The sequence below is a fragment of the Streptomyces sp. NTD107 genome (assembly GCF_059510435.1).
Window position 1 is genome coordinate 253,675 of record NZ_JCAJZV010000002.1, and the last position, 23,177, is coordinate 276,851.

Here is a 23,177-nt window from a genome sequence, read left to right on the forward strand (position 1 = left end):
GGTCACTTGCCGTCCGGAACCTTCCACTCGAACCTTGCCCTGACGGCGGCCCCGTGCGCCGGCAGGTCCTCCGCCTCGGCGAGCGTGACGACATGCCCCGCCACCCCGGCCAGCGCCTCGCGGTCGTAGTCCACGACGTGGATACCGCGCAGGAAGGACTGCACCGAGAGACCCGAGGAGTGGCAGGCACAACCACCCGTGGGCAGGACATGATTCGACCCGGCCGCGTAGTCGCCCAGCGACACCGGCGCGTAGGGGCCGACGAACACCGCGCCCGCGTTGCGCACCCGCGCCGCGACCCCGGCCGCGTCCCGGGTGAGCACCTCCAGGTGCTCGGCCGCGTACGCGTTGACCACCGCGAGCCCCTGCTCGACCCCGTCCACCAGCACGATCCCGGACTGCCGCCCAGTGAGCGCCGCCGTCACCCGCTCCTGGTGCTTGGTGACCGCGACCTGCGCCCGTACCTCCGCCTCGACCGCCGCCGCCAGCTCCGGGGAGTCCGTGACCAGCACCGCCGCCGCCAGTTCGTCGTGCTCGGCCTGACTGATCAGGTCGGCCGCCACATGGCGCGGGTCGGCGCTGTCGTCCGCCAGCACCGCGATCTCGGTCGGCCCGGCCTCGGCGTCGATGCCGATCCGCCCCTTGAGCAGCCGCTTCGCCGCCGCCACATACACATTGCCGGGGCCGGTCACCAGCTGCGCCGGCGCGCACTCGTCCGTCCCGTACGCGAACATCGCGATCGCCTGCGCGCCGCCCGCCGCGTACACCTCGTCCACCCCGAGCAGCGCGCACGCCGCCAGGATGGTGGGGTGCGGCAGCCCGCCGTGCTCGCGCTGCGGCGGCGAGGACACCGCCAGCGAGGCGACCCCGGCCTCCTGCGCGGGCACCACGTTCATCACCACGGACGACGGGTACACCGCCTGCCCGCCCGGCACGTACAGCCCGACCCGCTCCACCGGCACCCACCGCTCGGTGACGGTGCCGCCCGGCACCACCCGTACGGTGTGGTCCGTACGCCGCTGCTCGCGGTGGACCAGCCGGGCCCGCCGGATCGACTCCTCAAGCGCCGCCCGCACCGCCGGGTCGAGCTGGTCGAGCGCCTGCCCGATCCGCTCCACCGGGACCCGTACCCGCTCGATCTCCACCCGGTCGAAACGCCGGGCGTACTCGATCAGCGCCGCCGTGCCGCGATGGCGCACGTCCTCGCAGATGGGCCGCACCTTCTCCAGGGCGGCCTCGACGTCGAGTTCGGCGCGGGGCAGCAGGTCACGGTCGATCACACCCTCTGACGAGGGAGAATCGCGCAGATCGATTCGGTTCAGCACCGCTCCAGTCTCTCAGACGGCCGTGACACGGCGATCGCGCGTTTCACCATGCGGGCTCCGTACCGGCGACGGGCTCCGGATGAGCGGCGACCCACCGTTACAGGGGCGCACACAGCCAGTAGGCTGGCCGGTCGTGACCACCACGCGCCTGCCACTGTTCCCGCTCAACACCGTGCTCTTCCCGGGGCTCGTGCTGCCGCTGAACGTCTTCGAGGCGCGCTACCGGGCGCTGATGCGGGATCTGCTGGACCTCCCCGACGACGGTCCACGGCCGTTCGGGGTGGTCGCGATCAGGGACGGCCACGAGGTCGCGCCCAGCGCCATCGGCCTCCCGGACCCCACGGCGCTGCCCGAGGCCGGTCCGGGGGCGGGCTTCGCCGCCGACCCGATGGACTCCTTTCACTCCGTCGGCTGCATCGCGGACGCCTCCACCATCCGGCCGCGCGCGGCCTCGGCGGCGGCGGTGCTCGCCGAGGAGGGCGAGCCGGACGCGGCGACGGACGGCTACGAGGTGCTGGCCACCGGTACGACCCGGTTCCGGCTGCTGTCGGTGGACAGCGCCGGCCCGTATCTGACGGCGGAGGTCGAGACGCTGCCGGAGGAGCCGGGGGAAGGCGCCGGCGCCCTCGCCTCCGGGGTGCTGCGGGCGTTCCGCGGCTATCAGAAGGAGCTGGCGGGGGCGAACGAGCGCACCCTGGCCTCCGGTCAGGAGCTGCCCGAGGACCCGTCGGTCGTCTCGTATCTGGTGGCGGCGGCCACCGTCATGTACACCGCCGACAAACAGCGGCTGCTCCAGGCCAAGGACACCGCGACCCGGTTGGCGGAGGAGCTGAAAATCCTGCGCCGGGAGACCACCTTGATCAGTAGGCTCCCCTCGGTCCCGGGCGCCGAGTACACGCTGCGCCCGACCAGCCTGAACTGAGACAGGGGCAGAGGTAACGGTGGCGAAGAAGAAGAAAGAGCAGCAGCACAGGGAAGCCGCAGGCCAGGGCGGTACCCCGGCGACGGTGGCCGCGACGAAGGCGGGCGTACGGTTCACGCTGCACGCCTACGACCACGACCCGGCCGCCGCCTCCTACGGCGACGAGGCGGTCCAGGCCCTGGGCAACGACCCCAGGCAGGTGTTCAAGACGCTGGTCGCCGAGGTGGACGGCGCCCTGACCGTGGCCGTGGTGCCCGTCTCGGGCTCGCTCAACCTCAAGGCGCTGGCGGCGGCGGTGGGCGGCAAGCGGGCCACGATGGCCGACCCGGCGGCGGCGGAGCGCACCACCGGCTATGTACGGGGCGGCATCTCCCCGCTCGGCCAGCGCAAGCGGCTGCCCACCGTGCTGGACGCCTCCGCCACCGCCCACCCGACGATCTTCGTCTCGGCCGGCCGCCGGGGCCTGGAGATCGAACTGGCCCCCGCCGACCTGATCACCCTCGCCTCGGCGGTGACGGCCCCGATCGGCAAGGACTGAGACGGGCGGAGGAGCGGAAGGACGGAGGGGTGGAAGACGGAGGGTGGAAGACGGAGGCCGGCTAGGAAGCGGAGCGCGGCGGCTCGTTCCAGCGCGGAAAACCCCCGGGCGGCGCGGGCAGCGGATCACGCGGCCCCCACAGCGCGGTGGCCAGCAGATGCGCCCCGAGCGCGCCGAACGGCAGCCCGATCAGTACGCCCCTCGCCTCCAGCTTCAGCGGCGCGTCGAAGACCACGCCCTCCCCCACCCGCCGCGCGTGCGCGACGAGATCCTGCTCGGGCCCCAGCCAGATGCCCACCCGCCAGGCGAGCAGCGCACCGGCCAGCGCGCCGAGGGCGAGCCCCAGCACCTCGGCGATCCCGCCACGCCGCTTGCGCAGCACGAAGACCAGCACCCCGGCGACGACGCCGACCGCGAGGCCGGTCAGCAAGAACGTCCCGTCGATGGCGATCGCCTGCTGCCCCTCGGAGTTCTGGAGCATCACGGCCTGCCCGTTGGACACCACCGGAATCCGGGGCGCCAGCAGCGGCCACAGCGTGCCGAGCGCCAGCCCGGCCAGTACGGCGACGGGCAGCGCCACCAGCAGTGCGGTGCGTATCTCCCGGCCCCACTGCGGACGCGGGCGGTCCGGCGGGGGCGGCGCGGGGACCGACCAGGGGTCGTGGCCGCCGCCCATGGCGGGGGTGCGGTGGTCCTCGGAGGGTTGCGGGGCGATCACCCCAACATCCTGCCAGCTCCGGCCACCTGTTCGGTCCCCGGGACGGCCGTTCGGGCGTATGAACGGATCTTCAACGCCGTCGGCCGGCCGGCGGGACTACCCGACGGCGGCCCGCCGGTAGGCCCAGGTGGCCAGCGTCAGCGCCAGCGCCCCCACCGCCGCGCACACCCCCAGATTCGCGGCCACCGAGCCCCAGTCCGGCCCCGGCCGCAACACCTCCGCCAGCGCCTCCACCCCGTACGTGGACGGCAGCAGCTCCCGCAGCCAGCGCACCGGCTCCGGCAGCCGCCCGGCCGGCAGCACACCCAGCAGCAGCGCCGCCGACATGCCCAGCTGCCCGCACAGCGTGGCCAGCTCCGGCCTCGGCGCCAGCAGGCCGAGCGCCGCACCGAGCCCGGCCAGCGCGGCCCCGGCCAGCGGGATCACCGCCAGCAGCACCCACAGCCCGCCCAGCGGCAGCTGGTACAGCAGCGCCCCGGAGACCGCCGTCACGATGACCCCCGGCACGGTGAACGACGCGTACGCCGCCGCCGTCCCCAGCGCCACCGCCGCCGCCGGTACCGGCAGCGTCGCGTAGTGGTCGATGCCGCCGCTGGCCCGCAGCTGCCCGAAGTGCTGCGCCAGCAGGTTCAGCGCGACGAACGCCACCACCAGCACCGCCGAGCCCGCGACGATCGCCCGCGCCTCGTCCCCGGTGCCGCCGTCCACCACCCCGCGCATCAGGACCATGATCCCGATCGACTGAAAGGTCGCCACGAACAGCAACGGAATCCGGGCGACCCGCGCCCGCGACAACTGCGCCACGTACACCGCGCGCAGCGAGGGCCACAGCCGCACGGCGGGAGCCAGCGGATACGGCTCGACAGCAGCGGCAGTACTCATCCCCGCACCAGCCCATCCCCCTGGCCACCCAGGGCCAGATACACATCCTCAAGCGTCGGCGTGGCCAGCGTGAAGTCGTCCAGGGCCGCGAACGCCGGCCCGGTGGTCACCTCGGTCACCGCCGCCCGCGCCCGCTCCGGCGGCAGCCGCAGCGTCCAGCGCCGCCCGGCCTCCACGGCCCCGGGCCGCAGCGCGGCGATCGCAGGCACCCACAGCGGCGGCTCGTCCCGCCACACGAGATCGAGCCGCACCTCCTCCCCGACCAGCGCCTTCAGCCCGCCCGGCGTATCGCAGGCGATGACCCGCCCCGCGTCCAGGACGGCCACCCGGTCAAGAACGCTCTCCGCCTCGATCACGTTGTGCGTCACGAGCACAACCGTCGTGCCCTGCTCCCGCCGGCGCCGGTCGATGGCGGCCCACACGGCCCGCCGCGCGATCGGATCCATCCCGGTGGTCGGTTCGTCCAGTACGAGTACGGGCCGCCCGGCCACCAGCGCGGTCGCCACACACGCCAGCCGCCGCTGCCCGCCGGACAGCTTCTTCAACGGCCGCCCGGCGAGGGGCGCCAGACCCAGCTCATCGATGACGGCATCCCGCTCCCGGCGCGCCGCGGCGGCGTCGAGCCCACGCAGCCGGGCCGTGGTCTCGGCGGCCAGGGCAACGGTCAGCTCGTCGAGCGCGCTGGACTCCTGCCCCAGGTACGCCAGCAGCCGCGAGGCCCGGCGCGGATGCCGCACCAGATCGTGCCCCAGCAGCTCAATGGTTCCGGCGTCGGGCCGCAGCAGCCCGGTCAGCTGCCGTACGAGGGTGGTCTTGCCCGCCCCGTTGGGCCCCAGCAGCCCGAAGATCTCCCCGGCCGCGACATCGACATCGATCCCGTCACTGGCGAGGACCGGGGCGGCCGGCGACCGCCGACGGCCCCAACTCCGCCCGCCGGGATACGTCTTCACCAGGCCACGCACGGAGAGAGCGGTCACAGCATCGCCGCTGTCCGCTGCCGATTGCTGCGCGCCGGGGTTCGACCGCCCGACCCATGCGGTAATGGGGCCCACAGTCCGAGCCTACGCGCCGCCCGTCGCCCGCCCGGAACCGGGGGCTTACTCGGCCGTAGCGGTACGCACGGTGTCCGTCCGGTCGTCGATCTCCCGCCAGAAGCCGGCCCGGATCGCGTACCGGTCCCGTTCGTCGATCTGGTCGTCCTTGTGCGCCAGCAGCCCGAACCGGGCCGCGTACCGCAGCAGCTCTCCGTCGATCCGGTGCGGAATCCGCGGATAGTCGGTGGACAGGGTGGACAGCTGAGTGATCGGTTTGCCGCCCCCCAACCGGTCCGCCCACCGCCGGGCGAACACCTGACCCACCTCGAAGGGGTCACCGCTGACCGCCGTGATGTCCTCCTCCCGGTCGGCCCAGCGCTGCTCGGCGGTGGTCAGATGCGACAGCATCGGCAGCGCCGCCGTCTCCGCCGATTCCTCGGGGCCGCGCTCCACCCACCCCCGGTCGGAGGACCAGCGCAGCGTGGCGGAGGTCGGTGGCGCCTGGACCGGGCGTCCCAGCGAGGCGAGGTCCTTGGGCGTGGGCACTTTTCCCGCCGGCTCGGCCTCGGCGACCGCCACGCACGGCTCGGCGGAGACGGCCGCTCCGGCGCCGGCCGGGACCGGCGCGCCGTTCTTGGCGTGCGCGGGGGGCGCCGACAGAATGGCGGCGATCTCGGGTCTGGGCTGCGGCTGCGCCTCCTTCACCCGGATGGCCCTGGTGATCCAGGCCCGGTCGAGGACCCGCCGCTCATCGGCCTCGGCGACCAGGTCCTCGGACTGGTTGTAGTCCCCGTCGGCGGCCTGCACGGCCCACAGGTGTACGGCGACCCCGTGCTCCTTGGCCGACACCAGGCCCGGCAGCAGATCCCCGTCCCCGGTAATGAGCACGATGTCGGCACACGCCCGGTTACGCGCCAGCTCGGTCAGCTCGGCGTGCATCGCGGCGTCCACGCCCTTCTGCGCCCAGCGCCCATCGCTGCGGGTAAGTGCCCCCAGGCGCACCGTGACCCGGGGCATGACGCGAAGTCGCCGGTGTTCGGGCTGTGGTACGCGGTCGGGGGCGCCGTCGAACCAGTAGATCCGCAGCAGATCGCATCCGGTGTCCGCCTCCGCCCGTTCCCTCAACCCCTGGATGAGCGCGGCGTGATCGACGGCGATACGGGGCCGGGAGGGCTCGCCGGCGAGAAGGCTCGCGGCAGCTCCGAGCAAGTACCCGGCATCGACCAACACAACGCAGCGATCCACGTGGCACCTCTTTCACCGACCCGTTTTCTGGAGTCTGCCCGACCGCGTCACCGTTATCAGCCTGAACTCGATCATCGGCGTGGCGAGTCGGACATGAACCGGTCATACATGAGGCCCCCGCAATCTGCCCGAAATGCGAAGTCTGTACGATCATGCGAATCTGATCCCGGCCACTGATTCCCGCAACCGGGAGGCGATCATGAGCAAGAAGAAACGCGACCGCGGTCAGCAGCAGCCCAGAGACAGCCGCTCCACCGACGACGAACGCCGCAGATACGAACGCGAGCAGCAGCAGATGGGCGAGCCCTCGACGGACTCCTCACCTTCCGGCAAACCCCGCCGCTTCGGTCACAACTGACCACAGCCCGAGGGCGCACCCCCGCCGGGGTGCGCCCTCGCTGCGTGCTCGATTCCGTTGTTCCTCAGTCGGAAAATCCGTGCCGTTCGTGCGCGGCCGCGAAAGAACGCGCCTGGGACAGTTCCGACGGGGCGGAGTAGAGCACAGGTGCACCCTGATGCACCTTGTCCCATGCCTCGTACACACACCGCAGCCGATCATCGAATGCGGTCCCCGGGAAATACTCGGCCAGCGCCTGTATGGCCTCTCCCCGCGAGACATGTGCCTCACGCAAGAGAAATACGGCCTTCTCAACCATCCTGGCTTCCACGGCATTCCACCCCTCAAGCGGGCCATTCACTCCACTTAGAAGGTAACGCCGCGAATTACTCATTCGGGCAAAGCAGTTTCCCCATCCGGTAAAGCTGATCTCATGATCCGACCAACGCCACGGCGCGCTCCACTCAGTAGGTCACACCTCACCACCGAGCCGCCGGCCCCGGGCCTCCTGGATCTCCCCCTGGTGCCGCACCGCCCAGTCCGCCAGCGCCGACAACGGCACCAGCAGACCGCGCCCCAGCGGGGTCAGGCTGTACTCGACACCGGGCGGCACGGTCGGGTGCACCTCGCGCCGCACCAGCCCGTCCGTCTCCAGGCCGCGCAGCGTGCGGGTCAGCATGCGCTGACTGATCCCCTCGATCGCCCGGTGCAACTCGTTGTAACGGTGCGGGCGCCCGCCGAGCAGGATCACCAGCAACATGCTCCATTTGTCGCCCACCAGCCGGAACACCTCACCGGCCGGACACCCGGCGAACTCATCGGCCGGCACCGGGCGAGGCAGCTCATGAGCCAGCACCGAGGGAACACCGGTGTTCGTACCGGACATCAAAGTGCCTTCTTTCGGTCTTCGCCGGGGCGGCCGACGATGAATCCGTCGCAGCCGAGCGTATGGAGGACAGCGTGCCGGGCCAACCACCCAAGACCGTGATCATCAGCGGTGGCACCGACGGCATGGGCCGCGCGACCGCCCTGGCGCGGCTGGCGAAGGGTGACCACGTCACCGTGATCGGCAGCGACGAGACCAAGGGACGCGCGCTGCTCGATCAGGTCGCCCACCCGAACCTGCGGTTCCTGCGGGCCGATCTGTCCTCGATCGCCGAGAACGAGCGGGTGATCACCCGCATCGGCGAGGAACACGACCGGATCGACGCGCTGGCGCTGTTCGCCAACCGCGTCAACCCACGGCGGAAGGAGACCGCCGACGGGCTGGAGTCCACCTTCGCCCTGTACTACCTGAGCCGCTATCTCCTCAGCCACCGATTGTCTGCACTGCTCGACGCCGCCCCCGATCCGGTGATCATCAACGTGGCCGGCGTCGGAAACACAGCGGGCCGAATCCACTGGGACGACCCCCAATTGACCCGCCGCTACGGCCAGATCCGCGCCCAACTCCAAGCCGGCCGGGCGAACGACCTCCTGGGCGTCGCCTTCGCCGACCTGGCCGGCGGCAAGGCGCGCTACGTGCTCTACCACCCCGGATTCACCCGCAGCGGAATCGACGGCCACCCGAATCCACTGGTCCGGCGATCACTCGGAATCCTCGCGAAACTCTTCGCCCGCCCGATCGCCGACGCGATACTCCCGATCACCCAATGGATCGATCACCCCCCATCGGCCCCCCTCTCCGCGATCGACCGAGGCAAGCCGGTCAGACCCACCCTCCCCACCCTCAACCCCACCACGGCCACCCTCCTGACCACCTACACCGAGAACCTCTTGCACAACCGCTGACCAACAGCGGAGTACGCCCTCGCCCATGGCCACCCCACCCGGCCGGCCGCCTCCGCCAACCCACTCCGGGGTGTGCCCAGCGGTGGGTGCCCCCTGTCGGCCGGGAGGTCGCGCCCGGGTTCGTTAACATCGACATCCGCCCGAGGAACGGAGAGTTCACCCGTGCGTCATCCGCGTGTTGGTGTGGCCATCCTGACGATGGGGGACCGCCCGGCCGAGCTGGCCGCCCTGCTCGACTCCGTGGCCCGGCAGGACACCCCCGCCGCCCGCGTGGTCGTGGTCGGCAACGGCTCGCCGCTGCCGGCCCTCCCGGAGTGGGTGACAGGGCTGGAACTGCCCGAGAACCGGGGAATCTCCGGCGGCCGGAACGCCGCCCTGGAGCGCCTGCGGGCCTTCGGCGACGTGGACGTGGTGGTGGACCTGGACGACGACGGCCGGCTGATCAGCGACGACGTGTTCACCCGGCTCACCGAGCTGTACGCGGCGGATGACCGGCTCGGCATCGTCAGCTTCCGGATCGCCGACGAACGCGACCGCACCCAGCGCCGCCACGTCCCCCGGCTGCGCGCCGGTGACCCGATGCGGCGCGGCTACGTCACCACCTTCCTCGGCGGCGGCCACGGCCTGTCGATGCGCATGCTCGACGAGATCGGCGGCTGGCCGGACGCGTTCTTCTACGCGCACGAGGAGACCGATCTGGCCTGGCGGGCGCTGGATCGCGGCTGGCGGGTGCTGTACGAGCCGCAGTTGGTGCTGCGCCACCCGTGGACGGCGCCCACCCGGCACGCCCACTACCACCGGATGGTGGCCCGCAACCGGGTCTGGCTCGCCAAGCGGCATCTGCCCGCCGCGCTCGTTCCCGTCTACCTGTCCGTGTGGGCGGGCCTGACCGTGGCCCGCACCCGCTCCCTGCCCGGACTGCGCGCCTGGCGCGGCGGCTTCGCCGAAGGGGTACGCACCCCCTGCCCGCCGCGCCGCCCGATGCGCTGGGCCACGGTGTGGCGCATGGCCCGCCTGGGCCGACCGCCGGTCATCTGATCCTGATCAGCCGGTGGCCACGGGGCTGGGCTCAGACGCGGACCACGATCTTCCCCCGGGTGTGTCCGCGCTCGGAGTACGCGTGCGCCTCCGCGATCTCTTCGAGCGGGTAGGTCCGCTCGACGCGCGGTGTGTAGCGGCCCTGCCCGCCGAGTTCGCCCGCTTCGGCGAGGAGCGTGGAGTCGTTCACCGCGTTGGCCAGTTGCACACCCAGCCGGGAGGCGTTGGCGTGGTCGGCGATCGTCGCCACCCGGGCGGGGTCGCCCACGATCGCGACGAGATCGGCCAGGGACCCGGAGGCCGCGGTGTCGAGCGCGAGGTCGACACCGTCCGGAGCCAGGGTGGCCAGGCGCTCCGCGAGGCCGTCGCCGTACGTGGTGGGAACGGCTCCCAGAGAGGTGAGGAACGCGTGGTTCCGCTCGCTGGCCGTGCCGATCACGGTGGCGCCCTGAGCCACCGCGATCTCGACCGCGGCACTGCCCACGCCTCCGGCGGCGCCCTCGATGAGAAGGGTGCGCCCCCGCAGCGGGCCGAGCGCCTTCAACCCGCCCATCGCGGTCACGGACGCCAGCGCGGCGCCGGCGGCCTCCTCGTCGCTCCACGCGGCGGGCGCGGGGGCCCAGGCCGACAGTACGGCCAGCTCCGCCGTCGCACCGGTGACGCCGCCCAGCCCGAAAACGCGGTCGCCGACGCTCACCCCCTCCACCCCCTCACCGATCTCGTCGACCACACCCACGGCCTCCCGCCCGGGAATCGCGGGCAGCTCCACGGGAAGCACCTCGCGCGCCGCGCCGGACCGCACTTTCCAGTCGACGGGATTGACACCGGCCGCCGCGACCCGGACGCGGATCTCACCGGCCCCCGGATGCGGATCCGGTGCCTGCTCGACCACCAGGGTCTCCACACCGCCGTACTCGTGATAGCGGACTGCGCGCATGACGTTCTGCCTTTCCACCCGGCCCGAACCGGCCGTTCGTGAGATCACTGTGCGCGCACTACGCTAAAAGCTGACGTTGACGTGAGGTGCAAGTCGGGCTGGTTCGCCCGAACAGAGGAGGAGGGCCGGTGCGCATCGGTGAGGTGGCCGACCGGGCGGGCGTGAGCGTCCGGGCGCTGCGCTACTACGAGGAACAGGACCTGCTCCAGGCGGACCGCAGCCCCGGCGGCCAGCGCCACTACCCCGACACGGCCGTCGCCCGGGTCCGGCTGATCCAACAGCTGTACGCCGCGGGCCTCCCCAGCAGAGTGGTCCGCCAGGTACTCCCCTGCGTGGACACGGGCGAAGCACCCCCGAAACTCCTGGACCAGCTGACCACCGAACGCACCCGCATCGACCAGCGCATCACCGACCTGCTCGCGGTACGCGACCGCCTGGACAACGTGATCGCCCTCACCCGCGACCCCGACCCCGACTGCTCCCACCTTCGGTGAAGACCCCTACCGCGACGCCACGAAGCGGCCCCAGGCACGAGAGCTGACCATCACGAACGCCCCATCCGCCACCTTCGAATCCCGCAACCCCACCAGACCGCCGACGAACGCCACCTCAACGCACTGACCGCCGTTGGGCTCGCTGTAGCTACTCCGGCGCCACTCCGCACCCGAGAAACCGGAATCCTCCACGGACACACACTCCCTTTTCAGCCCTGGTAGAAGTCAGCATTCGCACCGGCCATCGGCCACTTGGCCCGCCCCTGTCCCGACAGCGGGCCAACATGTGGAAGTCGCCGGCCTCCGCGCGACCACGGGCGCACCTGCGCTCATGCCGTGCGAGTCCCGGCAACGAGCCGCCAGTGCTGAACGCCGGCCCCGGAGTAGTAGCCGAGGCCGTCTCGCTCCATGCTCCGGGGTCGGACGAGCCGCGAGCCTGGGCGCTCGCTCACCATCGGGCTGACACCACCGACCTTACGAAGCTTCCCCAGGCACGGGAGTTGACCACCACGAATGTCCCATCCGGCACCTTCGAGTCCCGCACACCCACCAGGTCACCTGGGAAGGCCACCTCTACACACTGACCACCGTTGTCTTCGCTGTAGCTGCTCCTGCGCCACACCGCACCCTGGAAACCTTCAACATCCACCGTGACACCCCTCATTCAGCTCGCCTGCTGTTCCGCTTCACCGGCCATACGCAGGATAAGGCGCTGAGACTCGACGGGCCCCAGGGCTGCCGCTTGGAGACGCGCCCAGAGGGCCGCGTAAGTCCGCACGGCATCTGGTCGGTCCAAGTACTCCGCATCCATGTAGTCCTCCAGGTACACCACGTCAGTACTCGCGTCCTGGTCGAACCGCAGTATCGTGAAGGAAAATGAGGCAGGTACATAGCTCTCGCTGTCGAATGGCAACACCTGCAACTGAACCTTCGGCCTTCGAGCGACCTCGGCGAGCCGTACATACTGCTCGCGCATGACGTGCTCACCGCCCACATTTCTCCGCAGCACAGACTCGCTCACGATGAAGTCGAATTGCGCGGCATCTGGCCTGTCGATGGCGCTCGCGCGCTGCATCCTCGCCTTCACCTGACGGTCCAGATCATCGTCCGACCCTCGTGAGGACGCAAAAACCGACCTCGCATACGCCTCGGTCTGGAGCATGCCGGGCACGCTCTCAGCCTGGTAGCACCTAACATCCGTCGCATCCTCCTCCAAGTCGAGATACTGCCGGAACCAGTCCGGGATGACGTTCCGGTAGCCGCTCCACCTGCCCCGCTGGCGCCCCGAGCGGGCCAGGTCGCGCATCCAGTCGGCCTGTTCGGCGTCCACTCCGTACGCGTCGAGCAGCACGTTCAGATCCGTGAGCTTGATCCCGTTCTGGCCAAGCTCCATGCGACTCACCTTGCTTGACGCCGCATCGATGAGCACGGTGGCCTCATCTTGGGTTTTCCCAGCCCGCTCACGTGCGCGTTTGAGCGCGATGCCAAGTCGTCGGCGCTGAATCGTCGGTGAAGCCACCTGCACACCCCTCCATCCACCTGTCACTCACACGACTGAATCCCACACGGGGAGTGGTCGAACTCTAGCGGAGCCCACCTTCTCAGAACTAATCTAGGAGTCCATTCTTGGATCCCAGGGAAGGGATGGGCCACCATGTCCAACACCGACAACGACCCGCAGGATGCGGCCACCTACTACCTCAACCGCGTCCAGAACCTCGGCGAACTGCTCGAAACCGTCACCACCGATCGCGATCTCGCCGTCTTCCGTGCGCACGAGCACGGGGTGGCGCATGAGGAGATCGCCCGGCGGGGCGGCCTTCGGCCCGCCGAGGTGAACGACGTCGTCGTCACGCTGCGCGCCGAGGAGGACATCGACGACTGGTGCGACGGGCCCGACTATCAGCCCGTCTGGCGGAGTTACCGCTGATCGGCGCCCGCCCAGGCGCCGCCCCGCGACCCGGCCGTCGCCGACCCCCGCACCCCCCGGCGGCCGGCCCGAGCGGGAGGTGTCGAAGCGAAAAAGTGGGCCGGATTTCACACCCGCCTTCACACACGTCGTCCACCGGCACACCGCTCCCACCGCGTTAGGGTGGGGAGCCCCCACACCCCCCTGTGCCCCACCCGCGAGGAGCCCCTACCGCCGTGGCCGACAACTTCGTTCACCTGCATGTTCACACCGAGTACTCGATGCTCGACGGGGCCGCGAAGAACGGCAAGCTGTTCGCCGAAGTCGAACGCCAGGGGATGCCCGCGGTCGCCATGAGTGACCACGGGAACATGTTCGGGGCCTACGAATTTTTCCAGACGGCCGGCAAAACCGGCGTGAAGCCGATCATCGGCATCGAGGCGTACGTCGCGCCCGAATCGCGCTTCCACAAGAAGCAGGTCTTCTGGGGCGGCAGCGGGCGCGGCCAGGACGCCAGCGGCGAGGGCGGCAAGGACGTCTCCGGCGGTGGCCGCTACACCCACATGACCATGTGGGCGCAGAACGCCCAGGGGCTGCGCAACCTCTTCCGGCTCTCCTCCCTCGCCTCCTTCGAGGGCTACTACATGAAGCCCCGCATGGACCGCGAGCTGATCTCCCAGCACTCCACCGGGATCATCGCCACCACCGGCTGCCCCTCCGGCGAGGTGCAGACCCGGCTGCGGCTCGGCCAGTACGACGAGGCCGTCAAGGCCGCCGCCACATACCAGGACATTTTCGGCAAAGAGAATTACTTCCTGGAGCTCATGGACCACGGCCTCGACATCGAGCGCACCGTCCGCGAAGACCTGCTCCGCATCGCCAAGCAGCTCAGCATCCCGCTCCTCGCCACCAACGACTCGCACTACGTCACCGAGGACCAGGCCGACGACCACGACAGCCTCCTCTGCGTCGGCGTGGGCAAGAACAAGGCCGACACCAACCGCTTCAAGTTCAACGGCACCGGCTACTACATCAAGACCTCCGCCGAGATGCGCCAGCTCTTCTCCGAGCTGCCCGAAGCCTGCGACAACACCCTCCTCATCGCCGAGCGCGTCGAGTCCTACAAAGAGGTCTTCTCCTACGAGGACCAGATGCCGCAGTTCGCCGTCCCCGAGGGCGAGACCCAGGCCAGCTGGCTGCGCAAGGAGTGCGAGCGCGGCATCAAGGAGCGGTACGGCGACAACCCGGAGCCCGAGGTCCTGGAGCGCCTGGAGACGGAGCTGTCCGTCATCACCCCGATGGGCTTCGACTCCTACTTCCTCGTCGTCTCCGACATCTGCAAGTACGGCCGCGACAACGGCGTCCCCGTCGGCCCCGGCCGCGGCTCCGCCGCCGGCTCCCTCGTCGCGTACCTCACCCGCATCACCGACGTCGACCCGCTCAAGCACGGCCTGCTCTTCGAGCGCTTCCTCAACCCCGAGCGCATCAACCCCCCGGATGTCGACCTCGACTTCGACGACCGCCAGCGCGACGTCATGGTGCGCTACCTCACCGACAAGTACGGCGAGGCGTACACCGCCCAGGTCAACACTTTCGGCACCATCAAGGCCAAGGCGGCCGTCAAGGACGCCAACCGCATCCTCGGCTTCCCCTTCTCCATGGGCGACCGCATCACCAAGGCGCTGCCGCCGGACGTCATGGGCAAGGGCATCCCGCTCTCCGGCGTCTTCGACTCCTCGCACCCCCGGTACTCCGAGGCCGCCGAGGTCCGTTCGATGTACGAGAACGAGCCCGACGTCAAGAAGGTCATCGACACCGCGCGCGGCATCGAGGGTCTCACCCGGGGTACGGGCGTGCACGCCGCCGCCGTCATCCTCTCCCGCACCCCGCTCCTCGACCTGATCCCGATGCACAAGCGGGATCGCGACGGGACGATCATCACCGGCTTCTCGTATCCCGACTGCGAGGAGATGGGCCTGATCAAGATGGACTTCCTGGGTCTGCGGAACCTGGGCATCATCGATCACGCCGTCAAGATCATCAAAGAGAACCGTGGCATCGACGTCGACACCGGCACCATCGACCTCGACGACAAGCCCACCTACGAGCTGCTCGCCCGTGGCGACACCCTCGGCGTGTTCCAGCTCGACGGCACCGCCATGCGCTCCCTGCTGCGCCTGATGCAGCCCGACCGCTTCGACGACATCTCCGCCGTCCTCGCCCTCTACCGGCCCGGCCCGATGGGCGTCGACTCGCACACCAACTACGCGCTGCGCAAGATCGGCCGCCAGGAGATCACCCCGATCCACGCGGAGCTGGAGAAGCCCCTCGAAGAGATCCTGGACCCCACCTACGGCCTCATCGTCTACCAGGAGCAGGTGCAGAAGGCCGCCCAGATCCTGGCCGGCTACAGCCTCGGCCAGGCCGACCTGCTGCGCCGCGCGATGGGCAAGAAGAAGCCGGAGGTCCTGGCGAAGGAGTTCATCCCCTTCCAGCAGGGCTGCCGCGACCGCGGCTACTCGGACGAGGCGATCCAGGCCGTGTGGGACGTGCTGGTGCCCTTCTCCGGGTACGCGTTCAACAAGTCGCACACCGTCGCGTACGGCATGGTCGCGTACTGGACCGCCTACCTCAAGGCCAACTACCCGGCCGAGTACATGGCGGCCCTGCTCACCTCCGTCGACAACGACAAGGACAAGACCGCCATCTACCTGGCGGAGTGCCGCCGCCTCGGCATCAAGATCCTCTCCCCCGACGTCAACGAGTCCGTCGCCGACTTCTCCGCCATCGGCGAGGACGTCCGCTTCGGCCTCCAGTCCATCCGCAACGTCGGCGCCAACGTCATCGAGTCCCTGGTGGCCACCCGCAAGTCCAAAGGCAAGTACACCTCCTTCGCCGACTTCCTCGACAAGTCCGAGATCGTCGTGTGCAACAAGCGCACCATCGACTCGCTCATCAAGGCCGGCTCCTTCGACTCCCTGAACCACACCCGCAAGGGCCTGTGCGACATCCACGAGAGCGCCGTCGACGCCGTCATCCCCGTCAAGAAGCAGCAGGCCATCGGCCAGGACGACCTCTTCGGCTCCATCGACACCGGCGACGACGCCCCGGCCATCGGCCTCGACTTCGAGGTCGGCGAGCAGGAGTGGAACCGCAAGGCCAAGCTGTCCCTCGAACGCGAGATGCTCGGCCTGTACGTCTCCTCCCACCCCCTCGACGGCGCCGAGCACATCCTGGCCCGCAGCCGCGACACCTCCATCGCCGAGCTGCTGGGCTCCGGGCGCACCGAGGGCGAGACCAAGATCGCCGGCCTGATCACCAGCATCGACCGCCGCCTCAACAAGCAGGGCGACCCCTGGGCCATCGTCACCGTCGCCGACCGGGACGCCAGCCTGGAGGTGCTGTTCTTCCCCAAGTCGTACGCGCTCATCCAGCACGAGCTGATCGACGACAACGTGCTCTCGGTCCGGGGCCGCATCAACGAGCGGGACGGCGCCATCAGCCTCTTCGGCCAGGAGATCACCGCCCTGGACATCTCCTCCGCCGAGCACGGCGGCAAGCCCCCGGTCATGCTGGTCCTCCCCGAGCACCGCATCAACGGCCGCGCCGTCCGCGAGCTCAAGCGCACCCTGAAGGCGCACCCCGGGGACTCCCCGGTCCGCCTCAAGGTGGAGGGCCGGCAGAAGACCACGGTCTTCGAGCTGGGCTTCCTGGTGAACCCGGACAACATCGCCTCGGACATCAAGGGCGGATTCGGCCCCTCCGCCTGGGCCGGCATCGCCCTGTGACCGGCACCCCGACGGACACCCTGACGGGCACCGTGATCGTCACGCTGCCCGTCACCTTCGTCACCCCCATACCAACCACCCGCCCACCCATGGCACACTCGGCTCGATGGGCATAACCAGCGGACCCGGCATACGCGCGGCGCGCGCCGCCATCTTCAGCGCGCTGTGCGTCGCGCTGGCGTCCGCCGCCCATGTCCTGCTGTCCGGAATGCCGCTTCCGGTCCCCACTGTGGCCGCCGTCACCGCGGTGATCTTCGCCGTCGCGTACGCGCTCGCCGGGACCGGCGAGCGCCGCTACTGGCACATCGCCGGACTGCTGCTGCCGCTCCAGCTGGCCGCCGACACCATCTTCACCACCGGCCAGGCGGCCTGCTACGGCACCGGCGAGGGGGCGCTCCCGCGCCCGTTGCGCGTCCTGGGCCTGGACCTGATCTGTTCGGGCGGCGACTTCGGTACGCCGCTGGCCCGGCTCGCCGCAGGTGAGCAGGGGCCGCTGGCCGCCCCCGTCCACCCGGCGCTGCCCTGGCTGCTGCTGGGCACCCACCTCGCCATCGGCCTGGCCGCCGCCGGCTGGCTGCGCTGCGGCGAGGCGGCGATCGCCCGGCTGCTGCACGCCGCCGTGGCCGCCACCTTCCGGCCGCTGCTGATCGCCGTCGCCGTCCACCGGGCCGCCGCCACGGCCGGCCGCGGGACCGTACGGTCCGCCACCCACCGCCACCGGCCGCTCGGCGCCGGCGCGCTGCTCACCCACTCCGTGACCCTGCGCGGGCCGCCGCGCGGCCTGGCGCCGGCTGCCTGAGCACTCCAGCCAGGCAGCGCTCCGCACCGCACCGCATCACCCCCTTCCTCACGGACATCACGGAATCACGGAGACCTTCCCCCATGAGCAAGCGCAACTCCCAGGAAGCCAAGCGCGAGGCCCGCGAGCGGCTGAAGGCCGAACGCGACAAGCAGGCCAAGCGCGACAAGATCCGCCGCCAGCTCACCGTCGGCGGCTCGGTCGTCGCCATCCTGGCGATAGCCGGCGGCATAGGGTTCGCCCTGGCCAACAGCGGCGGCGGCGGCAAGGACAGCACCGACTGGAGCGCCGCCCGCGACATCGTCGACAACGGCGCGCCCGCCACGGATGACGCCAACGCCGACGACGCGGTCAACTACCCGACCGAGGCCCCGGCCAACACCTCCGGCGACGACGGCCTCACCATCCAGGTCGGCGATCCGGACGCCGCCACCACCGTCACCCTGTACGAGGACCCCCGCTGCCCGGTGTGCGCCAGCTTCGAGCAGGCCATGGGCGAAACGATCAAGCAGGGCATCGACGACGGCAGCTACAAGGTCGAGTTCGTCTTCGGCACCTTCCTGGACAACAGCTTCCCGGGCTCCGGCTCCAAGAACGCCGTCTCCGCGATGGGGGCCGCCCTCAACGTCAGCCCGGAGGCGTTCCTCGCCTTCCACGAGGCGCTGTACTCGGCCGACCTGCACCCCGAGGAGAACAAGGACGGCTTCACCGACGACTACCTGATCAAGATCGGCGACAGCGTCCCGGAGCTCAAGGACAACCAGGAGTTCCAGGACGCCATCACCAACAGCACCTACGCCACCTGGGCGCTGGAGATGTCGGACAAGTTCGACGCCTCCGGAGCCGGTGGCACTCCGAAGATGGCGATCAACGGCGAGATTCTCGAACGGGTCCCCTACACCGCCGAGGACTTCGACGCCGTGCTGGCCGCAGCCGCCACGAGCTGATCCACCCGGGCCGACCCCCGAGACCCGCTACGGGTCCGGGGGTCAGCCCACCTCGTCAAGGAACGCCAGCGCGATCCGCCAGGTGGCCTCCGCCGCCTGTGCGTCGTAGTCCGGCAGCTCCGGATCCGTGTACAGATGCCCGGCCCCCGGGTACGGGAAAACCTCCGCCTTCGCGCCCGTCCGCCCGATCCGCAGATACCAGGCGGTCAGCCAGTCGTGCGGCTCGAACGGATCAGGATCGGCCACATGCAGCTGTACGGGCAGCCCCGGCGACGACGCGTCCTCGGCGATGTCCCCGGTGCCGTGGAGCAGCAGCAGCCCGCGCGCCTTCACATCCCCCAGCGCCAGCGTCTGCGCCAGCGAGGCGCCCAGCGAGAACCCGGCGTACACCAGCCCCGCGTCCGAGTGCGGGGCGGCGGCCACGATCGCCCGCCGCTGAAGCTCCTCCGTGCCGATCTCGTCCTTGATCGCCATCCCCTCCTCCACCGAGTCCGTGGTCCGGCCGTCGTACAGATCCGGTACGACCACCCGGTGCCCGGCGGCCCGCAGCCGCTCCGCCGCCGTGTGTACGGCAGGCCGCAGCCCCTGGGAGGAATGGAACAGCACTACGTCGGCCATGGTCGGGATCGCCTTCCGGAAGGGGCACTCTTGCTCTGCTGCCTCATCCTGCCAGTAGCCTTGCCGGATGGGCGCGCCGCACCCGCGCCGCCCACCAGGCACAACCACGACGACGGAGGACTGACCCAGCCATGGATGATGTGCTGCGGCCACTGCTGGTGATCGGTGGCACCATCACCCTCACACTGGTCATCGGCTGGCTGATCGACCGCGCGCTGCGCGCCGCCGACCGCCGCCACCCCGAGACCCGGCTGTGGTCCCTGCTGCGCTCCTGCCAGCTCCCGCTCCAGGTGCTGCTCGGCTCGGGCGCCGTGCAGATCAGCTACTCGGCGTGGGATCTGGCCCTGGGCAAGGGCGACGTGGTCCCCAAGGTGCTGGCCACCCTGACCATCGCGTCCGCCGCGTGGCTGGCGATACGCGCGGCCGACGCGGTCGGCGAGAACACCCTGGCGCGCTACGAGGCGCGGACCGAGGATCTGGCCCGGGTGCGGCAGTTCCGTACCCAGCTGACGATGCTGCGCCGGGTGATCACCACGGTGCTGGCGATCGTCGCCTCGGCGGTGGCGATCCTGCTGGTCTTCCCGGATCTGCGCACCCTGGGCACCTCCATGCTGGCCTCGGCCGGTGTGATCGGGGTGATCGCCGGTGTGGCGGCCCAGTCGATGCTGGGGAACCTCTTCGCCGGTCTCCAGATCGCCTTCGGCGAGTCGGTGAAGATCGGCGACACGGTGGTGGTGGACGGCGAGTGGGGCACGGTCGAGGAGCTGTCGCTGGCCTTCCTGACCATCCGCATCTGGGACGACCGCCGGCTGACGATGCCGGTGTCGTACTTCAACAGCCGCCCGTACGAGAACTGGTCGCGCGGCGGCCACGAGATCACGGCCACGGTGTATCTCCACCTGGACCACGCGACGCCGGTGCCTCAGCTGCGCAAGCGGCTCCAGGAGTTCCTGCTGGGCCGCGCCGACTGGGACGGCCGGGTGTGGAGCCTGGTGGTGACGGACACCACCCCCACCACGATCCAGATCCGGGCGGCGATGTCGGCGAAGGACGCGAGCGACGCGTGGACGCTGCGCTGCGCGGTCCGCGAGGAGCTGATCGCCTGGCTCCGCGACCACCACCCCCACGCCCTCCCCCGCGTCCCCACCTCCCCGGCGGCGACGGCCCCGACGGCGGGCCTGGACCGGCCCGCCGCCTGACGGCCGGGCCGCAGGGTCACAGACTGCGCTGGTCCAGTTGCCGCAGTACCCGGTCCACCACCTCCGGGTCTGAGCCCGGTTCGCTGCGGGCGGCCAGCACTTCGTGTCTGGCCGCCGACAGCAGTTCCGCGTTCAGCCGGTGGATGTGCTTCAGATAGCCGGCCCGCTTCTGGAACGCCTCGCGCCGTTCGTCGTCCGCGATCCGTGGCGAGATCCGTACCCCGATGTCGTACGCCCGCCGCAGCAGGATCTCGGAGACCTCCTCGGGCAGTTCCTCGCCCTCCGCCTCCTCGATCTCCCGCAGCCGCCGTTTGGCGGCCTTCGCGGCGCGCACCGCCAGCTCGTGCTCCAGTTCCTCCTCCGCCGCGCTGTCCGCCCGCACCCCCAGCTTTCCGGCCAGCCACGGCAGGGTCAGCCCCTGGAGCAGCAGCGTCCCGACCACCACCACGAAGGCGATGAAGATGATGGCGTCCCGCTCGGGGAAGGCCCCGCCGGCGTCGGTGGCGAGCGGGATGGCCAGGGCCAGCGCCACCGAGGCCACCCCGCGCATCCCCGACCACCACATGACCAGGGTCTCGCGCGGGCTGACCGGGATCTCCTCGGCGTAGTCGGTACGCCGGTGCAGCCGCTGGGTCAGCCAGGAGGCGGGCAGCAGCCACAGCAGCCGTACGAGGACCACCACGCCCAGCACCAGCCCGGCGGCCGGCAGCAGGTCCCGCCAGCGGTCGGAGGCGGTGCCGGCGACGTTGTGCAGTTCGAGGCCGATCAGCCCGAACGCGACGCCGGTCACCAGGGTGTCGATGATCGACCAGAACGCCTGCCCGGTCATCCGCCCGGCCACATCGTCGGCGTCCGCCGATCCCTCGCTGAGGAATATCGCGGTGACCAGCACCGCCAGCACCCCGGAGCCGTGGACCTCCTCCGCCAGCACATAGGAGGCGAAGGGCACCAGCAGCGTCATCCCGGTGCGCAGCGTCGGGTCGCCGAGCAGCGCGAGGCCCTTGACCGTGGCCCAGCCGAGCACCACCCCGACGACGATCGCCAGGGCCGCCGACAGCAGCAGTTCCGCCCCCGCGCTGCCCACCGAGAACGTGCCGGTCACGGACGCCGCGATGGCCACGTGGTACAGGGTGATGGCCGTCACATCGTTGAACAGGCCCTCGCCTTCCAGGATGGACACCATCCGGCGCGGCAGCCCGATCTTCCCGGCCACGGCGGTGGCGGCGATCGGGTCGGGCGGGGCGACGAGCGCGCCGAGCGCCACCGCGCCGGCCAGCGGCAGCCCCGGCACGATGGCGTGCGCCACCGCCGCGACGGCGGCGGTGGTGACGAAGACCAGCGCCACCGCCAGCAGCAGGATGGGCCGCAGATTGGCGGTGAACTGCCGCCAGGAGGTGCGCTGTACGGCGGCGTAGAGCAGCGGCGGCAGCACCAGCGGCAGGATCAGCTCGGGTGAGATCTCGACGTTCGGCACGAACGGCAGCAGGGCCAGCGCGCCCCCGAAGAGGGTCATCAGCACCGGTGAGGGCAGTGAGATCCGGTCGCCCAGCGGCACGGTGATCACGGCACCGAGCAGCAGGGCGAACAGCAGTGTGAGCTGGTCCATTCGGTCGATCCTAAAGCCAGCCCGATGAAATCCGGGGAAACGCCCGGATACGACCCCGGCCCGGACCGCGGGCGGTCAGACCGTCGGAACGGTCACTGGCTCTCGGAGCGCACCCGGTCCAGCGCCCGCTGCAAGTCCTCCGGATAGGCGCTGGCGAACTCCACCCACTGCCCGTCCCCGGGGTGGGTGAATCCGAGCCGCATCGCGTGCAGCCACTGCCGGGTGAGCGCGAGCCGCTTGGCGAGCGTCGGGTCGGCCCCGTACGTCAGGTCGCCGACGCACGGGTGCCGGTGTGCCGACATGTGCACCCGGATCTGGTGGGTGCGGCCCGTCTCCAGCTTGATGTCGAGCAGGCTGGCCGCCCGGAACGCCTCGATCAGGTCGTAGTGGGTGACCGACGGCTTGCCGTCCGCCGTCACCGCCCACTTGTAGTCGTGCTGCGGGTGCCGCCCGATCGGCGCGTCGATGGTGCCGCTGAGCGGATCGGGGTGGCCCTGCACCAGCGCGTGGTAGCGCTTTTCGACGGTACGTTCCCGGAACTGCTGCTTGAGCACCGAGTAGGCGCGCTCCGACTTGGCCACCACCATCAGTCCCGAGGTGCCGACGTCCAGCCGGTGCACGATGCCCTGCCGCTCGGCCGCGCCCGAGGTGGCGATCCGGTAGCCGGCCGCCGCGAGCCCGCCGATCACGGTGGGGCCGGTCCAGCCGGGGCTGGGGTGGGCGGCCACGCCGACGGGCTTGTCGATCACGACCAGTTCGTCGTCGTCGTGGACGATCTCCATGCCCTCCACCGGCTCGGCCACGACGGTGATCGCGCCCGGTGGCGGGGGGATCTCGACCTCGATCCAGGAGCCGCCGGTCACCCGCTCGGACTTGCCGACCTCGGCACCGTCGAGGCGCACCTTCCCGGCGGCGGCCAGCTCGGCCGCCTTCGTCCGGGAGAAGCCGAGCATCCGGGCGAGGGCGGCGTCGACACGCTCCCCCTCCAGGCCGTCGGGTACGGGAAGGGTCCGGGTCTCGGGAAGGGCGCTCACCCGAATGAGTATGCCC

At 70.7% G+C, this 23,177-nt stretch carries 25 protein-coding genes; 11 read left to right on the forward strand and 14 right to left on the reverse strand.

What is annotated here, in order from left to right; genetic code table 11:
- Window positions 1–2: 2 nt before the first annotated feature.
- Window positions 3–1,325 (reverse strand): histidinol dehydrogenase, encoded by a 1,323-nt coding sequence (hisD, locus tag AC5WRL_RS04860; protein WP_496087024.1) that lies wholly within the window; start codon window positions 1,323–1,325, stop codon window positions 3–5.
- A 133-nt stretch (window positions 1,326–1,458) separates the two neighbouring features.
- Here hisD and AC5WRL_RS04865 point away from each other — a divergent pair, with 133 nt between their 5' ends.
- The gene (locus tag AC5WRL_RS04865; protein WP_496087025.1) at window positions 1,459–2,247 is read left to right on the forward strand and encodes an LON peptidase substrate-binding domain-containing protein; all 789 of its coding nucleotides are present in this window, start codon (window positions 1,459–1,461) and stop codon (window positions 2,245–2,247) included.
- A 19-nt stretch (window positions 2,248–2,266) separates the two neighbouring features.
- Window positions 2,267–2,785, forward strand: a complete 519-nt coding sequence (gene ybaK, locus AC5WRL_RS04870) for a Cys-tRNA(Pro) deacylase (RefSeq protein ID WP_496087026.1) — start codon at window positions 2,267–2,269, stop codon at window positions 2,783–2,785.
- 61 nt (window positions 2,786–2,846) lie between these two features.
- On the opposite strand, the gene AC5WRL_RS04875 is transcribed toward ybaK, so the two are convergent.
- The 4 genes from AC5WRL_RS04875 to AC5WRL_RS04890 all read right to left on the reverse strand — a co-directional run bounded on the left by AC5WRL_RS04875 (window position 2,847) and on the right by AC5WRL_RS04890 (window position 6,664).
- Window positions 2,847–3,503, reverse strand: a complete 657-nt coding sequence (locus AC5WRL_RS04875; protein WP_496087027.1) for an ABC transporter permease — start codon at window positions 3,501–3,503, stop codon at window positions 2,847–2,849.
- A gap of 96 nt (window positions 3,504–3,599) precedes the next feature.
- Window positions 3,600–4,385 (reverse strand): ABC transporter permease, encoded by a 786-nt coding sequence (locus AC5WRL_RS04880; protein WP_496087028.1) that lies wholly within the window; start codon window positions 4,383–4,385, stop codon window positions 3,600–3,602.
- Complete coding sequence (locus AC5WRL_RS04885; RefSeq protein ID WP_496087029.1) at window positions 4,382–5,362, reverse strand: ABC transporter ATP-binding protein; 981 nt, start codon at window positions 5,360–5,362, stop codon at window positions 4,382–4,384. Before AC5WRL_RS04885 ends, AC5WRL_RS04880 begins: the two co-directional genes overlap by 4 nt.
- A gap of 120 nt (window positions 5,363–5,482) precedes the next feature.
- Complete coding sequence (locus AC5WRL_RS04890; protein WP_496087030.1) at window positions 5,483–6,664, reverse strand: NYN domain-containing protein; 1,182 nt, start codon at window positions 6,662–6,664, stop codon at window positions 5,483–5,485.
- 199 nt (window positions 6,665–6,863) lie between these two features.
- Here AC5WRL_RS04890 and AC5WRL_RS04895 point away from each other — a divergent pair, with 199 nt between their 5' ends.
- Window positions 6,864–7,022, forward strand: a complete 159-nt coding sequence (locus tag AC5WRL_RS04895; RefSeq protein WP_496087031.1) for a hypothetical protein — start codon at window positions 6,864–6,866, stop codon at window positions 7,020–7,022.
- 64 nt (window positions 7,023–7,086) lie between these two features.
- Here the strand turns inward: AC5WRL_RS04895 and AC5WRL_RS04900 are convergent, their stop codons facing one another.
- Entirely contained in the window at window positions 7,087–7,320 is a 234-nt protein-coding gene (locus AC5WRL_RS04900; protein ID WP_496087032.1) for a hypothetical protein, read from the reverse strand.
- A gap of 153 nt (window positions 7,321–7,473) precedes the next feature.
- Entirely contained in the window at window positions 7,474–7,887 is a 414-nt protein-coding gene (locus AC5WRL_RS04905) for a winged helix-turn-helix transcriptional regulator (protein WP_496087033.1), read from the reverse strand.
- A gap of 74 nt (window positions 7,888–7,961) precedes the next feature.
- On the opposite strand from AC5WRL_RS04905, the gene AC5WRL_RS04910 reads away from it, so the two are divergent.
- Together AC5WRL_RS04910 and AC5WRL_RS04915 are read left to right on the forward strand one after the other, a co-directional pair.
- Entirely contained in the window at window positions 7,962–8,792 is an 831-nt protein-coding gene (locus AC5WRL_RS04910) for an SDR family NAD(P)-dependent oxidoreductase (RefSeq protein WP_496087034.1), read from the forward strand.
- A 162-nt stretch (window positions 8,793–8,954) separates the two neighbouring features.
- Entirely contained in the window at window positions 8,955–9,830 is an 876-nt protein-coding gene (locus AC5WRL_RS04915) for a glycosyltransferase family 2 protein (protein ID WP_496087035.1), read from the forward strand.
- 31 nt (window positions 9,831–9,861) lie between these two features.
- Here AC5WRL_RS04915 and AC5WRL_RS04920 read toward each other — a convergent pair whose 3' ends face one another.
- Window positions 9,862–10,767, reverse strand: coding sequence for an NADP-dependent oxidoreductase (locus tag AC5WRL_RS04920; protein ID WP_496087036.1), 906 nt, complete (start codon window positions 10,765–10,767; stop codon window positions 9,862–9,864).
- Window positions 10,768–10,895: 128 nt separating this feature from the next.
- On the opposite strand from AC5WRL_RS04920, the gene AC5WRL_RS04925 reads away from it, so the two are divergent.
- Complete coding sequence (locus AC5WRL_RS04925) at window positions 10,896–11,261, forward strand: MerR family transcriptional regulator (RefSeq protein WP_496087037.1); 366 nt, start codon at window positions 10,896–10,898, stop codon at window positions 11,259–11,261.
- Between the two features lie 6 nt (window positions 11,262–11,267).
- Here the strand turns inward: AC5WRL_RS04925 and AC5WRL_RS04930 are convergent, their stop codons facing one another.
- The 3 genes from AC5WRL_RS04930 to AC5WRL_RS04940 all read right to left on the reverse strand — a co-directional run bounded on the left by AC5WRL_RS04930 (window position 11,268) and on the right by AC5WRL_RS04940 (window position 12,780).
- On the reverse strand, window positions 11,268–11,453 hold the full coding sequence (locus AC5WRL_RS04930; protein ID WP_496087038.1) for a DUF397 domain-containing protein: 186 nt from the start codon (window positions 11,451–11,453) through the stop codon (window positions 11,268–11,270).
- A 256-nt stretch (window positions 11,454–11,709) separates the two neighbouring features.
- Window positions 11,710–11,925 (reverse strand): DUF397 domain-containing protein, encoded by a 216-nt coding sequence (locus AC5WRL_RS04935; RefSeq protein WP_496087039.1) that lies wholly within the window; start codon window positions 11,923–11,925, stop codon window positions 11,710–11,712.
- Window positions 11,926–12,780: a helix-turn-helix domain-containing protein gene (locus AC5WRL_RS04940; RefSeq protein ID WP_496087040.1), complete on the reverse strand. Its 855-nt coding sequence runs from the start codon at window positions 12,778–12,780 to the stop codon at window positions 11,926–11,928. It abuts the gene before it with no gap.
- Between the two features lie 135 nt (window positions 12,781–12,915).
- Between AC5WRL_RS04940 and AC5WRL_RS04945 the strand changes: the two genes are divergently transcribed.
- The 4 genes from AC5WRL_RS04945 to AC5WRL_RS04960 all read left to right on the forward strand — a co-directional run bounded on the left by AC5WRL_RS04945 (window position 12,916) and on the right by AC5WRL_RS04960 (window position 18,704).
- Window positions 12,916–13,191 carry a hypothetical protein gene (locus AC5WRL_RS04945; RefSeq protein WP_496087041.1) on the forward strand — a complete coding sequence of 92 codons (276 nt, stop codon included), beginning with the start codon at window positions 12,916–12,918 and terminating at the stop codon, window positions 13,189–13,191.
- A 215-nt stretch (window positions 13,192–13,406) separates the two neighbouring features.
- Window positions 13,407–16,958 (forward strand): DNA polymerase III subunit alpha, encoded by a 3,552-nt coding sequence (gene dnaE / locus AC5WRL_RS04950; protein WP_496087042.1) that lies wholly within the window; start codon window positions 13,407–13,409, stop codon window positions 16,956–16,958.
- Between the two features lie 106 nt (window positions 16,959–17,064).
- Window positions 17,065–17,757 carry a hypothetical protein gene (locus AC5WRL_RS04955; RefSeq protein WP_496087043.1) on the forward strand — a complete coding sequence of 231 codons (693 nt, stop codon included), beginning with the start codon at window positions 17,065–17,067 and terminating at the stop codon, window positions 17,755–17,757.
- Between the two features lie 83 nt (window positions 17,758–17,840).
- The gene (locus tag AC5WRL_RS04960; protein ID WP_496087044.1) at window positions 17,841–18,704 is read left to right on the forward strand and encodes a thioredoxin domain-containing protein; all 864 of its coding nucleotides are present in this window, start codon (window positions 17,841–17,843) and stop codon (window positions 18,702–18,704) included.
- A gap of 42 nt (window positions 18,705–18,746) precedes the next feature.
- Here AC5WRL_RS04960 and AC5WRL_RS04965 read toward each other — a convergent pair whose 3' ends face one another.
- On the reverse strand, window positions 18,747–19,322 hold the full coding sequence (locus AC5WRL_RS04965) for a dienelactone hydrolase family protein (protein WP_496087045.1): 576 nt from the start codon (window positions 19,320–19,322) through the stop codon (window positions 18,747–18,749).
- A 131-nt stretch (window positions 19,323–19,453) separates the two neighbouring features.
- Here AC5WRL_RS04965 and AC5WRL_RS04970 point away from each other — a divergent pair, with 131 nt between their 5' ends.
- Window positions 19,454–20,521, forward strand: coding sequence for a mechanosensitive ion channel family protein (locus tag AC5WRL_RS04970; protein ID WP_496087046.1), 1,068 nt, complete (start codon window positions 19,454–19,456; stop codon window positions 20,519–20,521).
- A 16-nt stretch (window positions 20,522–20,537) separates the two neighbouring features.
- Here AC5WRL_RS04970 and AC5WRL_RS04975 read toward each other — a convergent pair whose 3' ends face one another.
- Window positions 20,538–22,127, reverse strand: coding sequence for a Na+/H+ antiporter (locus tag AC5WRL_RS04975; RefSeq protein ID WP_496087047.1), 1,590 nt, complete (start codon window positions 22,125–22,127; stop codon window positions 20,538–20,540).
- A 92-nt stretch (window positions 22,128–22,219) separates the two neighbouring features.
- The gene (locus AC5WRL_RS04980) at window positions 22,220–23,161 is read right to left on the reverse strand and encodes an RluA family pseudouridine synthase (RefSeq protein WP_496087048.1); all 942 of its coding nucleotides are present in this window, start codon (window positions 23,159–23,161) and stop codon (window positions 22,220–22,222) included.
- Window positions 23,162–23,177: the final 16 nt, after the last annotated feature.